The 15,521-nt window shown below is 64.3% G+C and carries 12 protein-coding genes and 1 riboswitch; of the genes, 9 read left to right on the top strand and 3 right to left on the bottom strand.

What is annotated here, in order from left to right; all coding sequences use genetic code 11:
* Window positions 1-49: 49 nt before the first annotated feature.
* The 3 genes from AC1DVS_RS00210 to AC1DVS_RS00200 all read right to left on the bottom strand — a co-directional run bounded on the left by AC1DVS_RS00210 (window position 50) and on the right by AC1DVS_RS00200 (window position 2,719).
* Complete coding sequence (locus AC1DVS_RS00210) at window positions 50-1,519, bottom strand: hypothetical protein (protein ID WP_478019194.1); 1,470 nt, start codon at window positions 1,517-1,519, stop codon at window positions 50-52.
* A 244-nt stretch (window positions 1,520-1,763) separates the two neighbouring features.
* Window positions 1,764-2,255, bottom strand: coding sequence for a hypothetical protein (locus AC1DVS_RS00205; RefSeq protein WP_478019193.1), 492 nt, complete (start codon window positions 2,253-2,255; stop codon window positions 1,764-1,766).
* A 107-nt stretch (window positions 2,256-2,362) separates the two neighbouring features.
* Complete coding sequence (locus tag AC1DVS_RS00200) at window positions 2,363-2,719, bottom strand: hypothetical protein (protein ID WP_478019191.1); 357 nt, start codon at window positions 2,717-2,719, stop codon at window positions 2,363-2,365.
* A 46-nt stretch (window positions 2,720-2,765) separates the two neighbouring features.
* Here AC1DVS_RS00200 and AC1DVS_RS00195 point away from each other — a divergent pair, with 46 nt between their 5' ends.
* The 9 genes from AC1DVS_RS00195 to metE all read left to right on the top strand — a co-directional run bounded on the left by AC1DVS_RS00195 (window position 2,766) and on the right by metE (window position 15,482).
* Entirely contained in the window at window positions 2,766-2,969 is a 204-nt protein-coding gene (locus tag AC1DVS_RS00195) for a hypothetical protein (protein ID WP_478019189.1), read from the top strand.
* Complete coding sequence (locus tag AC1DVS_RS00190; RefSeq protein ID WP_478019187.1) at window positions 2,941-3,579, top strand: L,D-transpeptidase family protein; 639 nt, start codon at window positions 2,941-2,943, stop codon at window positions 3,577-3,579. Before AC1DVS_RS00195 ends, AC1DVS_RS00190 begins: the two co-directional genes overlap by 29 nt.
* Before the next feature lie 228 nt (window positions 3,580-3,807).
* On the top strand, window positions 3,808-4,623 hold the full coding sequence (locus tag AC1DVS_RS00185; protein ID WP_478019186.1) for a hypothetical protein: 816 nt from the start codon (window positions 3,808-3,810) through the stop codon (window positions 4,621-4,623).
* 380 nt (window positions 4,624-5,003) lie between these two features.
* A complete protein-coding gene (locus AC1DVS_RS00180; protein WP_478019184.1) occupies window positions 5,004-5,213 on the top strand; it encodes a type II toxin-antitoxin system HicA family toxin in 210 nt (69 codons plus the stop codon).
* Window positions 5,214-5,310: 97 nt separating this feature from the next.
* Window positions 5,311-7,359 carry a hypothetical protein gene (locus tag AC1DVS_RS00175; RefSeq protein ID WP_478019182.1) on the top strand — a complete coding sequence of 683 codons (2,049 nt, stop codon included), beginning with the start codon at window positions 5,311-5,313 and terminating at the stop codon, window positions 7,357-7,359.
* 207 nt (window positions 7,360-7,566) lie between these two features.
* Window positions 7,567-8,247 (top strand): hypothetical protein, encoded by a 681-nt coding sequence (locus AC1DVS_RS00170; RefSeq protein ID WP_478019180.1) that lies wholly within the window; start codon window positions 7,567-7,569, stop codon window positions 8,245-8,247.
* Window positions 8,248-8,367: 120 nt separating this feature from the next.
* Window positions 8,368-10,620, top strand: a complete 2,253-nt coding sequence (locus tag AC1DVS_RS00165) for a transferrin receptor-like dimerization domain-containing protein (protein ID WP_478019178.1) — start codon at window positions 8,368-8,370, stop codon at window positions 10,618-10,620.
* 589 nt (window positions 10,621-11,209) lie between these two features.
* The gene (locus AC1DVS_RS00160; RefSeq protein ID WP_478019176.1) at window positions 11,210-12,790 is read left to right on the top strand and encodes an MFS transporter; all 1,581 of its coding nucleotides are present in this window, start codon (window positions 11,210-11,212) and stop codon (window positions 12,788-12,790) included.
* A 70-nt stretch (window positions 12,791-12,860) separates the two neighbouring features.
* Window positions 12,861-13,065, top strand: a riboswitch (cobalamin riboswitch).
* A gap of 113 nt (window positions 13,066-13,178) precedes the next feature.
* A complete protein-coding gene (gene metE / locus AC1DVS_RS00155; protein ID WP_478019174.1) occupies window positions 13,179-15,482 on the top strand; it encodes a 5-methyltetrahydropteroyltriglutamate--homocysteine S-methyltransferase in 2,304 nt (767 codons plus the stop codon).
* The last annotated feature ends 39 nt before the right edge of the window (window positions 15,483-15,521 follow it).

Raw genomic sequence — 15,521 nt, 5'->3', positions numbered from 1 at the left:
AGATTAGTATAGTGTCCCCGAAATCCTGCTCCTTATAGCGGCATCCGTCTCACGGGATCGGCGCCACCCAGGATTCGGTGAACTCGTAGATCGCATTTTGCGTTTGTGGATAGATTTGGAACCGTATCTTGGTCGTCGCGGCAGCCTTGGTGAAGCTGCCCTGAAAGAATTTCGGCCGCGAGGTGACCGTCACCGGGCCAACATTGTGCTGAGAAACGATCCCGCCTGAGGCATTGAGCTGGAATACGGTCACATAGGCCGTAGCCGTTCCGCTCCCCGCTCCCGGAAGCCACAAGGCCGCTCCAAAGGAATAGTTGCTGTAGCCGCTACCGATATTCTGATCCTGATAGACCGATTCTCCGTTCCACGGATTGGGAAAGGATATCTGCAAGGCGCAGTTGACGGTCGCCTTTGGTCCTTGAAGGGTTTGGTCATAGCCCCAGTTCAGGGTTCCGAGACGGTTCCAGGGCGATATTGTCTGGCAGGTCCCACCGCCATTGCAGGTGGCGGGTACTCCGCCGGCGTTGGTGCACTCCATGTGCGTATTCTTCAGCAAGTTGAAAGAATTATACAACGGATCAACATGCCAGTTCGCGGCCGGGTCCCAATCGCCGGTCGGAGACGCGACGACATTGCTCCAATCGTGGCAGTCGACCAGATAGTAAAGAGTCGTGCCATACGTCACACTACCCCCCGTAGTGCCCGTAGGGCATCGATTCAGCGCATTGGAATCAGCGGCGCCAACTGTGCTGTCCCATGCCTCCCAGCGGGTTTTTCCATACTGCTTGGTAAAGTAGAACACTTCCAGCGACGTTGCATTGACGTTATTTCCAGCGAAATGCCACGACTTCACCGTATTGAGAGGCTTCCCGCTTTCATATTGATTATAGCCGGAATAATAGTTCCAGACGGTATATGCGGTGTTAACTCCCCCGATGGGCGGACATTGCGGTGCGGTGCCCAGGGTTGATGTCTGGCTTCCCTGGCCGAAGGGAATGCTGAGCGCCTTTGGAGCAAAAATCCAGGAATCGGAAAGCGAGCAACCCGTTGTGTTCCACAGCGGTTGCCAGCCGGCACCAGGGTCATAGGTGCCGGCGGCAGATACGTAACTCCCATCGGCGATCAGGAGATCGTAGCCTGATAAGCCTGGCGGGCCGGGATAGCCTGCGTCGAAGGCAGGATTAACGAATGAACTCTGACTGTCGAAATATTCCATCTGGACGACGCGGGTTCTGCCGAAAAGGTCCTTGATCGGATAGGAGTCGCTGATCTGTGCGGCCGTGGCCGCGGTCGTCCCATCCCATTTGTGATACGGAAGAGCTTCCCCGATCTGCAGCTTTCGCGCGGTGGAGGGGCAGGTATAAGGATCCGCATTGGTATGTCCCCCGGATCCATTATCGCAAACCTGCTGGACCAGATAATCCTGGATCGTGTCCGCAGAGGCCGGCCCCCCAAGAAAGATCAGGGAGCAGGCCAAAAGCTTCCAAAATAGGGGAATTCGCAATTTGAATAATAGCATGACGCCCTCCGGTCTCTGCCGGTGGATCGCGCCATGCGCCTCTCTGTTCAAGTAAAACTAAACCCAGAGCGGATGCATGAATGGGTGATTCGGTGCCACGTGGAATAGCCCCTTTATTCTGTCCACGACCGGCCTTGAATCAAGCACTGCGTATTTTGGGGACACTATACTAATTAGATCGGCACAGTGGCTGCGTAATACCGAGACCGGCCGGTTAGCCGGACTTTTCAGGCTTCCACCAGCCTCACATCGACTGGTCGAGAGCCTCGTTCCAGACAGCGGCGCCCATTTCATGCGCGTCAACGCCTTCGAAGAAGGACTGCACCGCTGCGTTGATGTCGAAATCTTCGCAGTTCATCCATTGAACCAGCTTGGGCTTGTAAACCCGAAAGGGTCCGGATGGCCCCTTGGGCCGATAAGGAACAGCCATGACGGCTTCCGATTCCGGCGAGAAATAGGATCTGATCTCGACGATGATCGCATCCACCTTTTCGCCGTTGAGTGGAATGCGCCCGTCGTACAAGAGTACAGCATCATTCGCGTCATGCTCATTCTCTATGAGCTTCTCCTTTCCGGCGGCCACGGAGCTTTCGAGATCGTCCGAAACGAGCCGTTCCATTCCCTTCTTGCCCTCGTCGGTCGCGTAGCCAAATATCGGGGTCAAGGTCTCTGCATCCGAGACACACCAGATCGCATGAGCCGAGAGATATCCGGCCAGATTGAAAGCAGTGATCACGGCAATGTCCTGAAGGTTTGTCGTTCAACGATGCTAGGGGATGAGCAGAGCGGGCGGAAGGCCATCCAGATTTTCACGCGATAAGCGGGCTCTTTCGCGGCCTGGGATCAATATCCCGGCTTCCACGGCTCGCTCTCAAGCGCGCCAAGATCGCCGTCTGCCAAGAGTTTCCATAACGCTACAATCTTCTGGGACGGCACGTCGTTCATATGCCGAGGCTCGCCCTCTTCCAGATTCTCGAAGACGATATACCCGCCCCGGTACGCGCTGAGGCACCATTCGCTTTCATGCGTCACACTGACCGATGTGTGCTCATCATCGTGGGGGTTGTCCTCAAGCTCCTGAAGCAATTCGGGAAACGCCGAATGCGGCGCTTTGTCCATGTTCCCAAGTCGATGCGTCACATGAAAGCTCATCCAATCCCCCTTTCCAGTGGCGAACAAGTGGCGATTGTAGATCGCCACGACCGCCGGCGCCCTGAATTAAGGCGTTTTCACAGGCGTCCCCCTGATGGAACTGCGCCGTGCGGACGACACCAGTCCGTTCGTCGCAATCGCGCGGTTTTGCCTGCGCCGGCAAAACTTTGGATCAAAATATAGCGCGTTGCGTTCTGCACCCCGTATCGGAAAAATGCCGGTCGCCGCAGCGCTCGGCCCGGAAACCGGCCCAGTCCATGAGGTGCGCGATGGCTTTCATGCTTTTGCGCCGCAATAGCTATATTGCGGCGGCTGTAGTTGCGTGGGCATTTGCCCCGGCCACAGCCCAGGCGCGAGACGCCGAGCTGACCAGCGTGTCCGTCGCGACGCTCGGCCCTGGCGACTTTCTGTGGGATGCCGCCGCCCGGGCCGTACCGGGCGATGTCGGCATTATCGTCAGCATCACTGACCAGAAACTCTATGTGTATCGCGGCGAGGCGCTTGTGGCGGTATCGGCGGTGTCCACCGGCAAGCCCGGCTACGATACGCCGACCGGTGAGTTCACGATCCTGCAGAAGCAGGTCCAGCACGCCTCGAGCCTCTACGAAGATGCGCCGATGCCCTATATGCAGCGTATCACATGGGACGGCGTCGCAATTCACGCGGGCCAGGATCCTGGTTATGCGGCGTCGCATGGCTGTGTTCGCGTGCCCACCCTGTTCGCGAAACGCCTCTACGGCATCACGCGCCTGGGCGCGCGGGTGACGATAACCTATGAATCCTATGCTGATCGCGTGCCGGACCCGCCCGAGGCTTCGGTCCCGACGCCGCCTGACGTGCAGTCGACCCCGCTGGACCCGGCGCCGGTTGCGACCACGATCGCCTATGTGCCGCAGCCGGAGCAATAGGCGCTCGGCGACACGTGCAATAACGCTTTTACCTGGGTGATCGTGGATACCTGGAATTAAAGGGGTTTTTGCACGCGGCACCGTAACTCAAAACGATCGCTGTTCAGCTGTCGACCATTCCTGAAAGACTTGGCATTTCCCCTTTCAATCCATTCGCCAGTTCACCGCTATGAATGATATGGATCGTGCCACGTTCACACGATGACGAAAGCCTCAGATCGAAGTGTCATGCATAGTACGGATCTGAAAGCGTTGACCGAGTGGCTCCGCCCGCAGCGCCGCCATATGAAATTAGTGGGTTTGGTCGATCGGATAACCGCGTTGGGAACGATCAGCGAGGATCTCCGCGAGTGCGGCCGTTGCCTGGATGTGATCGAGCGTATGCAGGATCAGAGCCGTCCCGCGAAGGATAGTCTTGCTCGCGAGGATGAATCGACCATCACCGGTGCGCTATTTTCCCAAGCCATTATTCTGTACGCCCGGGCCACGGCGCAGGGCGGCAGCAAGCGCATGGCGTTGTTGAACGATAACGACGTGCCAGCGCCATTGCGCGCCACTCATAAGCGCATTCAAAAGCTTAGAAGCGAGGCAATCGCGCACTACGGGACCGGGGAAACATCGCTTGGCACACCGCTGGTTCGCGAAGCTGTCGTTTTCAGCTTTCAGCGAACTGAGACCGGCGTCCGAGAGCAGACCAATATTCTGACGACCCGCATACAACATAAAGTCGACGTGGCTCATCAGCTTCGAACCCTCGTAGCCGCGCAGCTCGATCGGATTGAACGTATCAAGGATTCTGAACTCGGCGCGGTACGCGCCGAGCTCGAAGCGGCAGTGAAGGCGGATTCAGCTCTAGGGCATGCACTTCCGCAATTTCCGTTTGACCCCTATGCATTTTGCGGGACGGACGAAGCCGCGTTTTCCTTGGCGATGGGTCTGCAAAAGGGCCATATCGAGCCGCTCGCCTATGCCGTAGCTGTGCCCCGGCCTCGAGACGATCAGACAACCCCGCTCAGCGTCGAAGGCGATGGTGATCAGGTCTAGCGATGCCCTGATCCAAAGAATAGCTCGCCGAAACCGTCGCCAATGAAGCTTCAAACGTTGCACTTCAATATTAACACAGCCCCCGCTTGCACTCCTCGCGGAGTGGTGTATGTGCGATTTACCGCGACATGGTTCTGCGGGCGCTCCACCCCTCGGCTCGACCGTGGGGGCGGCAACGTGGGTAGGTCGATCGAATCGGCCGTCCTTCACGCCTTGGGCACGCCTCAACGAACCGTTGCCGCCCTGCATGACGCCGACCACTAGTCGGTAAGTGAGGGAGGATGCGCAAGGAGCGATGCTCTCTGGCAACCTGGATCGATGCAACCATGTGTGCGTCCGGGGAAGCCGTGTGCCCCCGGCGCCTGCCGAGGAGTACGATTATGTCCGCCCATACCACGATGACAAAGCTGTTGCGCGAACTCGAGCGCGATGGCTTCACCACTACCCGCACCTCGGGTGGCCACCTCCGTTTTCGCCACCCGCTGATCAGCGGGTGTGTGATCGGCCCGAGCACGCCCTCCGACCACCGCGGAATCAAGAACCTCGTCGCGACGCTGAAGCGTCGGCTGCGCGCCGCGAACGACCGCTGAGCTGGGGCGCGGCGGGGCTTGCCCCGCCGCGCTTGGCTAAGCCGTTACCATCTTCACCGAAATCACGTGCGGGCCATGCCCGCTAGGAGTAAATACCATGGCCAAGACTACTCTCGACGATCACGTCCTTCCCCGCCCGGTCGAGCGTCTGCCCGACTACGCCCACGCCAAGTCGCGCCAGTCGCTGGCCGACCGCCTCCACGACGCCTTCGGGCTGACGGCGGAATCGGCGGGCACGATCGCCAATGCGATTGTCGACCCGAGCGAGGTCCGCCGCTCGATTGGCGAGCCCACGGAGCCTGACGTTGAGCGCATTCCGGTGCCCGGCGGCACGCTGCTCGGCATCCGCACGCAGGTGTGGGCGCGTCGCATCATGCCTGACCCGCGCAATCCGCGCACGTTGCCGTCTCGCCGCCACCCATTCGCCGTGGATCCCGGCTCGGGCGACGAGGACTCGCGCTTCCGCCCAGTGCCTGAGCCGCAGCCTCTTGACCGCGAGCGGCCGCAGTCGGCGGAACTGGCCGTCGATGTCGAGAGCCGCCATCATCTCGCTTGGGCCGCGCAGCAAACCGCAGCCTACGTCCTGAACGAGAACGACTGGCGCGTGTCAATCCGCAGCCAGGGTGTGATGGAGGCGGTCTGGCTGGTCGCCACGACCTTCCGCCACGGCGACAGCTCGGATCCGGCGACGGTCCTGACCACGGCCGAGGGATCGTCGCGCGCGACTGCCGTGCACAGCATCCTGCAGATCGTCTCGGCTGACGTGCCCTACGATAATAACGACGCAGGCATGCGCGCGCGGGTCAAGCGCATCAACGAGGCCTACGACCGTGGCGAGCGCGACGTCGAAACGATCTTCGCCCTGCGCTGTGAGCGCGTGCCCGCGCTGGTCCTCGTCGGCTTTGAGCCGTATCCGGGCGGGACCACCACGTTCCCGACGGCGGTCCGGTCATTCGTGGCGCTGCGCCACGTGGATCCACCCAAGCCTTGGGGCGAGGGCCCGGAGAACGAGTCGCTGGCAGATGAGGTGCTCGACGAGCTTCTGCGGCGGGGCCTGATCACAGAGACCGAGCGGGAATACTACGCGGGCTCCTGCACTAAGGCTGAGGCGCGCGCGGCGCACCTGCCGGACGATCCGGTCGTTCGCGCTGCGCGTCTCGTCCACCTGTTTGCAGCCGGCGGCGAGGAGACCTACGAGGCGATCCGTGTCGCGGTGACCAGCCAGTCAACTCGCAAGCGGATGACCCAGAAGCTGATGAACGATCTGTCGACGGCGCTCGTCCTGCGCGCCGTGTCGAAGGATCGGGCAGACATCGACCAAGCGCGCCGGTATCTGCGCCACGCCTTCGGCAAGGCGGCGCACCGTCAGGGCGCGTGGGCCGCCACCAGCCGCCCGACCGCCGAGCTCGTCGCGGCGGCGCTGAAGGAGGTCGAGACTGCGATCGCCTCCGATCGGGACGAACCGGGGCCCGCCTCGGTAGAGCTTGCGGTCCGTGCCGCGTTCCCGCTCGTGATTGATGGCCGCCTCAACGCCGACCGCGGCACCTCTAACAACGCCCAGCCTGACCGCCGGACCCCCGGTGAAGTGCTCGATGCGATGCGCCGCAAGCCGCAGGGTATCCGTCAGCTCGGCCAGACGTTGGGGGACTTTGCCGTGGGCGTGGGCATCCGGGCGGTGGGCGAGGATGGGGCCGTCCGCATGCTTGAGGACGGCTCGGCCGAACAGGTGCTGAGCGACGTGTGGCTCCGCAATGAGTATCCGCCCGCAGGCAAGGCCAAGGCGGCTCGGCCGGGGGATTCCCCCACCGACCGCTATGACCGTGCGGTCGAGGCCCTTGGCGGCGCGATGGAGGAGCTGTCGCGGTGCTTCGTCGCGCTCGCTGATGTGACTGGCGAGGACGGTCAGTCGCTCGTCGAGCGCCGCGGGGTGGAGACCCGCCTCACGGAACCGTGGCGGGAGATGCTCCGCTCGGTTGACGAGGAGCTGCTGCTGTGGACGCGTGCCTTCCGCAAGCGCCATGGCCACGCTCGCCCCGCGCCGCTGTCCACGGCCATTGAGGATGCGGAGGATATCGACGATGCGATTGAGGCGGCTTGGGACGCGGAGGACGACGTCGATGTGATCACCGCAGACGAGGAAGTCTGAACGAGTGCCGGGCGGAGCGTCGCTTCGTCCGGCAACGTATTCCTGATCGCGGACTCCAGTCACAGTTCATTTATGAAATCTATATCTAATTGATTTTTAAAGATAACTATCCAAACGCACCCAAGCAAAACTGTCAGAACCCTACTGACATTTTGCGCGCGCCCACCTTGATTCAACCCCAATCCCAGCCGCGCTATCCACAGCGCCATGATCTACAAACCAGAATTCGTGGAGCAAGCCCGCAAGATGTGCCAGCTCGGCGCCACAGACGAAGAGCTAGCCGAGCATTTCGAGGTCTGCGTCCGCACGATCTATCGCTGGCGCAACACCCATGAAGAGTTCGCCGAGGCGGTAGTGGTCGGCAAGGAACATGCCGATGCGCGGGTCGAGCGCGCGCTCTATTCCCGCGCCGTCGGGTGCAGCGTCGAGCGCACCAAGGTCTTCAAGCACGCCGGCGACGATAAGCCGGTCTACGCCACCTACACGCACCATTTTCCGCCCGATCCCAACGCCGCGCTGCACTGGCTACGCGTGCGCCAGCCGAGGAAATGGCAAATCCACGAGGAGGTTAAGAGCGATCCCACCGCCAAGGAGATGATCGAAAAGGCGCTCGCCCGCGTCGCGGATCACCAGCCGCCAGTCATACCGTCACGCCAGCCGCCGCCACAAACCGCAGCGCCGGAGCCCCCGCCAGAGCCGCAGCCACCACCCGAGCCGGCCCCCAGGCCAGCACCCCCGCCCGAGCCACCGCCCGAGCCGGACCCGGCGCCCGAGCCTCTGCCCCCGCCAGAGCCCGGCCCGCTGTTCCCCGGGACGACCTCGCCCACCTCCGCCCCGCGGGCCGGCTGCGCCATCATCTACGCCCCTGTCTACGCCCCGATTCCCTAGGGTGACACGCGCAACCGCGGCACCCCGCGCCGCTGCGCTGCACAACGTTGCGCTCGTGCAACCGCTGGCGCATCATCGGGCATCGCGTCGCAGCGCACGACAGCAAAAGGGGAAACCGGCATGAAGAAGCTTGGCATGTTGATGGCGGGCGCGTGCGCCCTCGCGCTCACCCAGACGGCGATGGCCGGGCAGGCCGCGCCGTCCGATCCCAAGTCCGTCGAGGCTGCGTTCGATGCCGGCGTCAGCGCGCAGGACCAGCTCGACTGGCTGAAGCAGATGGCCTCCGCGCCCAACCATGTCGGCTCGCCGCACGACAAGGCCAATGCCGAGTTCATGCTGGCCAAGTTCAAGGAATGGGGCTGGGACGCGCATATCGAGACCTTCCAGGTCCTCTACCCGACCCCGATCTCCACGACGGTCGAGATGGTCGCGCCCGACAGGATCGTGCTCGGCGGCCAGGAGCCGGCGGTCCCGGGCGACGACACTTCCGCCAACACCGCCGGCGCGCTGCCGCCCTATGTCGCCTTTCAGGGCGACGGCGATGTCACCGGCGATCTCGTCTATGTGAATTACGGCATGCCCGATGATTACAAGGCGCTCGCGCGGCGCGGCATCGATGTGAAGGGCAAGATCGTCATCGCGCGCTACGGCGTCGGCTGGCGCGGGCTGAAGCCCAAGCTCGCCCAGGATCATGGCGCGATCGGCTGCATCATTTATTCCGATCCGGCCGATGACGGTTACGGCGAAAGCGATGTCTATCCCAAGGGCGGCGCGCGGCCTGAATTCGGCGTGCAGCGCGGCTCGGTCGCGGACATGCCGCTCTATCCCGGCGATCCGCTCACCCCCGGCATCGGCGCGACCGAAAAGGCGAAGCGCCTCCGCCGCGAGGATGCCCCGACCATCCTCAAGATCCCGGTGCTGCCGATGTCCTATGGCGACGCGGTGAAACTGCTCTCGCGGCTCGGCGGCCCGGTGTCGCCCGGGCCATGGCATGGCGGCCTGCCGATCTCCTATCATATCGGCGGCGACAGCGCGGTGAAGGTCCATCTCGCGGTCAAATCCGAATGGTCGTTGAAGCCGATCTACAACGTCATCGCGACGCTGAAGGGCGCCCGCTATCCCGATCAATGGGTGATCCGCGGCAACCATCATGATGGCTGGGTGATGGGCGCGTCAGATCCCTTGTCCGGCAATGTCGCGATGATGTCAGAGGCGAAGGCGCTGGGCGCCATGGTCAAACAGGGTTGGCGGCCGGCGCGGACCATCATCTATGCCAGCTGGGATGCCGAGGAGCCGATGCTGCTCGGCTCGACTGAATGGGCCGAGGAACATGCCGCTGAGCTCAAGGCCAAGACGGTCATCTACATCAATACGGACGGCAATGGCCGCGGCTTTCTGAGCGCGCAGGGCAGCCATGATTTCCAGCATCTGGTGAACGGCGTGGCTGCCGATGTGATCGATCCCGAGACGGGCGCGACTGTCGCGGCACGGTCGCGCGCGGCGCTCCGCGTCACTGCCTATGACGGCAGCGGCCGGGTCAGCGAGGCCGCGCTTGCGGCGGCGGAGCGCGGCGGCGATCTGCCGATCGGCCCGCTCGGTTCGGGGTCGGACTATTCGGCCTATCTCCAGCATCTCGGCCTGCCCTCGCTCAATATCGGCTTTGGCGGCGAGGATGAGAGCGGCGGCGTCTATCACTCGCTCTATGACAGCTATCACCACATGACGACCTTCGACGATCCGGGCCTGAAATATGGCGCGGCTTTGTCGAAGACGGTCGGGCGGCTGGTGCTGCGCGTCGCCGATTCGGATACGCCACCGCAGCGCTTCGGCGACTTCGCCGACACCGTCTCGACCTATCTGACCGAGGTGAAGAAGCTCGCCGAGGATCGCCGCGAGGAGGATCGCAAGCGCGAGAAGCTGCTCCGCGACGGCGCCTTCGCCCTCGCCAGCGATCCGCTCAAGCCGGTCGGCCCGGCGGCCGTCGAGGCACGCACGCCGCATATCGAGCTTGCGGTGCTCGAGGATGCGGTCGACCGCCTGAAGGCCGCCGCCACCGCCTATGACGATGCCTATGCCGACAAGGGCGCCAAGCTGGCTCCCGCCACGCGCGAGAAGCTCAACGCGCAGCTCCGCGACATCGATCAGCTCCTCCTCGACGATCGCGGCCTGCCCGATCGCCCCTGGTACAAAAACCTCGTCTACGCCCCCGGCCGCTTCACCGGCTATGGCGCAAAGACGCTCCCGGGCGTCCGCGAGGCAATTGAGGAACGCCGCTTCGAGGATGCGAACGTCTATGCGGTGAGGACCGCGAAAGTGCTGAACGACTACGCCGCCCGGCTGGATTCGGCGCGGGCAACGATCGAAGGAAAATAGCATCGCGCCGCGCGTCTTCTCCCTCTCCCAGCGGGAGAGGGAAGGGGCCCATCGCGGAGCGATGGGAAGGGTGAGGGTGACCAGTATGATCGTCCCCCACTCAACCTCACCCCGCGCTGCTGCGCAGCTTGCCCCTCTCCTGAAAGGAGAGGGGAAGGGGCGCCCTTTTCTCCCTCTCCCCCTGTGGGCGAGGAGCATTGGGTCGGGCATGCCCCCGGCATGCCCTGAACAGCGCGGGGCGCTGTTCACCCAATGCTGGGCCCATCGCGAAGCGATGGGAAGGGTGAGGGGGACTCTCGTTGGTCGGAGTGCCCGAACCTCACTCCCCCTCAACCTTCCGTCGCTTCGCTCCTCCCTCCTTCTCCCACAAGGGGAGAAGGAAAACAGGCTTTCGCAGTGATATCCAGGCCGCCAACTTCAGTTGCAAATGTAGGTTCATACCTACCTTGTAGCGCCCGTGCCACAGATTCGGCCCCTCGCCCGGAAAAATCCACGCCCGCCCCATCCAACAGCAATTTGCCCGTTGCCTCCCGCCACTTTTCCCCACTTTCTGCCCCCAACAAACGGGGCGGGCAGAGGATAAAGTATCGTGGGTTTGAACAGCACCCTGTCGGATCGACAGGCGATCTGGGCATTTGCGCTTGGCTGCGCGGCGGTGACGGCGGGGGTTTTGCTCCATCTGCCGATGTTCCTGATGGCGCAGGACATGCACTATCACCTCGCCGGCATGCCGATGGATACCGGCATGATCGCCGGCATGTTCCTGATCATCGGCGGGGTGATCGTCGCGGCATGGGGCTTGCTACCGCGCAACCTCGCCGCACAGCGCGCCGCGGGCGAGACTATCACCATCTCGGCGCCCGAGGATGCCGCGCTCGGCTGGGCGCATTGGCGGCTGATGCTGGTGCTCGTCGTGGCGCTGATCATCGATGTGATGAAGCCAGCCTCGCTCGGCTTCACCGTACCCGGCATGATCACCGAATATGGCGTGCCGCGGTCGACCGTGTCGCTGGTGCCCTTCTTCGCGCTGATGGGCACCGTGGTCGGCTCGATGGTCTGGGGCGTCATCGCCGATGTCTATGGGCGCAAGGCATCGATCCTGCTCTCGGCGGTGATGTTCGTCGGCACCTCGATCTGCGGCGCGATGCCATCGCTCGCCTGGAATATCGCCATGTGCTTCATGATGGGCGCGGCGGCGGGCGGCATGCTGCCCGTCACCTATGCGCTGCTCGCCGAGATGATGCCCAACCGGCATCGCGGCTGGAGCCTGGTGCTGGTCGGCGGGCTCGGCGCGGTGGGTGGTTATTTCGCGGCGAGTGGGCTTTCCGCGGTGCTGCAGCCGATCTTCGGATGGCGCATCCTCTGGCTGGCGAACCTGCCGACCGGCCTCACCCTGGTGCTGCTCGGCGGGCTGATACCCGAATCGGCCAAGTTCCTGCTCGCGCGCGGCCGCAATACCGAGGCGGAGGCAGTGATGCGCCGCTTCGGCGCGACCATGCGGCGCGGCCCGGCGGTCGTCGCCGAGCGCGCGGCCGGGCATGGCGCGCTGACCGGCAAGAAGCTCGCTGGCAAGCTCGCCGCGCTCACCATGGCCGCGCTGACCTGGGGCCTCGTCAATTTCGGCCTGTTGCTGTGGCTGCCGACCGATCTCGTCGCCAAGGGCTATTCCGTCGCCGTGTCGAGCAAGCTGCTCGCCGAGAGCGCGCTGATCGCCTTCCCGACCGTCTTCCTGTGCGCGCTGATGTACAGCCGCTGGAGCACGAAATGGTCGCTGGTCACGATGGTCGGCGTGACTCTCGCCGGGCTTGCCGGGGTGCTCAACCTCGAGCTGGCCGGGGCCGGCAGCCCGGTGCTGCCGGTCGCGTTGCTGATCGTCGGATCGAACGGCATCATCGCGATCCTCCTGCCCTATACCGCCGAGAGCTTCCCCTTGCGGGTGCGCGGCCGCGCGACCGGCTGGGTCGCTGCCTGCACCAAGGGCGGCGGCCTGTTCGCGCAAGGCCTGAGCATCGCGGCGCTGATCCCGTCGATGGGGCTCGCCGCCACGATCATCATGGTGCCCGGCGCGGTCGCCCTCGCGCTGGTGGCGTGGTTCGGCCGCGAGACCCGCGGCGGCGATCTGCGTGATCTCGATGAGGCCTTGGGGCCTGAGGCGATGGTCCACGCCTGACGGTGCGTCGGGCTCATATAAAGATATAAAGAATTCTTTATATCTGTCTTGACGCAGCGCTACGGGGAGCTATCCTTGGCGCCGTCGAGGTTCTTCGTCCGGTCCTGCCGGTTGGAGCCAAGACGGGAAGCCGGTGCAATTCCGGCGCTGCCCCCGCAACTGTGAGCGGCGAGCGGCGATCCACTTAGCGTCACTGGTCCGGACAAGGGACCGGGAAGGCCGGATCGCCGCACTGACCCGCGAGCCAGGAGACCTGCCTCGTCAGATAACGTCCTCCGGCGGGGTGCCCGGTCAGGCCGCGTGCAACACCGCGCCCCGGCTTGTCATATGGGCGTGGACTCGTTGCCGCGCGTCCGGCCAACACCTTGCCCAACGCAAGGCCAAGTCGATGACCATCCAAGTCGCAACCCTCGGTTTCCCCCGCATCGGCCCGCGCCGCGAGCTGAAGTTCGCGCTCGAGGCTTACTGGTCGGGCAAGTCCGACGCCGCCGCCCTCAACCTCGCCGCCCTCGGTCTGCGCGCCGCCGGCTGGGCGCGGCAGAAGCTGCTCGGCGCCGACATCCTCCCGAGCGGCGACTTCTCGCTCTACGACCATGTCCTCGATATCTCGGCGATGCTCGGCGCGGTCCCGGCGCGCTATGGCTGGAGCGGCGGCAAGGTCGGCCTCGACACCTACTTCGCCATGGCGCGCGGGGCGCAGGGCCATAGCGAAGGCTGCGCCCACGCGCTCGACAGCACAGCCCAGGAAATGACCAAATGGTTCGACACCAACTATCACTATATGGTCCCCGAACTGGTCGCAGGGCAGAAGTTCGCCCTGTCGTCGAGCAAGGCAGTCGACGAGTTCCGGGAAGCCCGCGCGCTCGGCTATCACACGCGGCCGGTGCTGCTCGGCCCGGTCACCTGGCTGACCCTCGCCAAGGGCAAGGACGTCGACCCGCTGTCGCTGCTCGACGCGGTGCTCCCGGTCTATGAGGAAGTGCTGGCCCAGCTCGCCCGCGCCGGTGCCGACTGGGTGCAGCTCGACGAGCCCTGCCTCGTCCTCGATCTCGATGACGCCCAGCGCGCGGCGCTGAAGCGGGCATACAAGCGCCTGTCGGTGAACGGGCCAAAGGTCATGCTCGCCACCTACTTCGGCGCGCTCGGCGACAACCTCGAGCTCGCGACCGACCTGCCGGTCCACGGCCTGCACGTCGATCTGGCCCGCGCGCCCGAGCAGCTCGATGCGGTATGGCGGCGCGCCCGACCCGACATGCTGTTGTCGCTCGGCGTGATCGACGGCCGCAACATCTGGCGCGCCGATCTCGACGCCCTGCTCGCCCGCATCGCGCCGATAGCGGCCGAGCGCGACCTGATCCTCGCGCCGTCCTGCTCGCTGCTCCACGTACCGGTCGATCTCGCGCTGGAGACCGACCTCAATCCGGAGGTGACTCAGTGGCTCGCCTTCGCGGTGCAGAAGATCGGCGAGCTGTCAGTGCTGGCGCGAGCGCTCAACCACGGCGCTGGCTCAGTCGCCGAGCCGCTCGCGGCGGCACGTGCGGCAGTCGAAGCCCGCAAGACCTCGCCGCTGATCCATGATCCGGCGGTCGCGGCACGGCTGGCGGCGGTCGATCAGGCCATGACGAACCGGGCGTCGCCCTTCGCCGCGCGCAAGCCAGTGCAGCAGGCGCGCCTGAAGCTGCCGAGCTTCCCGACCACGACGATCGGCTCCTTCCCCCAGACGCCGGAGGTCCGCAAGGCGCGCGCCGCCCATATCCGCGGCGAGATCGACGATGCGACCTATGACGGCTTCCTCCGCGCCGAGACCGCCGAGACCATCGCGTGGCAGGAGGCAATCGGCCTCGACGTGCTGGTGCACGGCGAGTTCGAGCGCAACGACATGGTGCAATATTTCGGCGAGCAGCTCTCCGGCTTCGCCTTCACCCGCAGCGCCTGGGTGCAGAGCTATGGCTCGCGCTGCGTGCGCCCGCCGATCCTCTACGGCGACGTCGCACGGCCAAAGCCGATGACGGTCGAGTGGTGGCGCTACGCCCAGTCGCTCACGAGCAGGCCAATGAAGGGGATGCTGACCGGACCCGTCACGATCCTCAACTGGTCCTTCGTGCGCGACGATCAGCCCCGCGCGCTGAGTTGCCGCGAGATAGCGCTGGCGATCCGTGACGAGGTGACCGACCTCGAAGCCGCCGGCGCGAAGGTCATCCAGATCGACGAGGCGGCCTTGCGCGAAGGCCTGCCGCTCAGGCGCGCCGACTGGCAGGCCTATCTCGATTGGGCGGTTGAGTGCTTCCGGCTCAGCGCTTCAGGCGTGCGCGACGAGACCCAGATCCACACCCATATGTGCTATTCGGAGTTCAACGACATCCTCCCCGCGATCGGCGCGATGGATGCGGACGTCATCTCGATCGAGACCGCACGGTCGCAGATGGAGCTGCTCGATGCGTTCGCGGACTATGCCTATCCCAATGAGATCGGTCCGGGCGTCTACGACATCCACGCGCCGCGCATTCCGGCCGAGGCCGAGATGATCGCGCTGCTGAGCCTCGCGGGCCAGCGGCTTCCGGCGGAGCAGCTCTGGGTGAACCCCGATTGCGGACTGAAGACGCGCAAATGGGATGAGGTCCGCCCCGCCCTGATCGCGATGGTCGCAGCGGCGCAGCGGATGCGCGTGCGAGCGGCCTATGAGGTCGCCTGACGGCGCAGAGCGGCGAAAGGGGGAACGGGGTCGATGCGA

The organism is Sphingomonas sp. P3_C5, assembly GCF_056402635.1.
Note: the sequence above shows the minus strand (reverse complement) of the source record. Positions and strands in the feature narration are given on the sequence as shown.

Coding starts and splice junctions, on each gene's coding strand:
- AC1DVS_RS00210 (WP_478019194.1), bottom strand. CDS start 1,519: ATGCTATTATTCAAATTGCGAATTCCCCTATTTTGGAAGCTTTTGGCC.
- AC1DVS_RS00195 (WP_478019189.1), top strand. CDS start 2,766: ATGGAACTGCGCCGTGCGGACGACACCAGTCCGTTCGTCGCAATCGCG.
- AC1DVS_RS00190 (WP_478019187.1), top strand. CDS start 2,941: ATGGCTTTCATGCTTTTGCGCCGCAATAGCTATATTGCGGCGGCTGTA.
- AC1DVS_RS00185 (WP_478019186.1), top strand. CDS start 3,808: ATGCATAGTACGGATCTGAAAGCGTTGACCGAGTGGCTCCGCCCGCAG.
- AC1DVS_RS00180 (WP_478019184.1), top strand. CDS start 5,004: ATGTCCGCCCATACCACGATGACAAAGCTGTTGCGCGAACTCGAGCGC.
- AC1DVS_RS00175 (WP_478019182.1), top strand. CDS start 5,311: ATGGCCAAGACTACTCTCGACGATCACGTCCTTCCCCGCCCGGTCGAG.
- AC1DVS_RS00170 (WP_478019180.1), top strand. CDS start 7,567: ATGATCTACAAACCAGAATTCGTGGAGCAAGCCCGCAAGATGTGCCAG.
- AC1DVS_RS00165 (WP_478019178.1), top strand. CDS start 8,368: ATGAAGAAGCTTGGCATGTTGATGGCGGGCGCGTGCGCCCTCGCGCTC.
- metE (WP_478019174.1), top strand. CDS start 13,179: ATGACCATCCAAGTCGCAACCCTCGGTTTCCCCCGCATCGGCCCGCGC.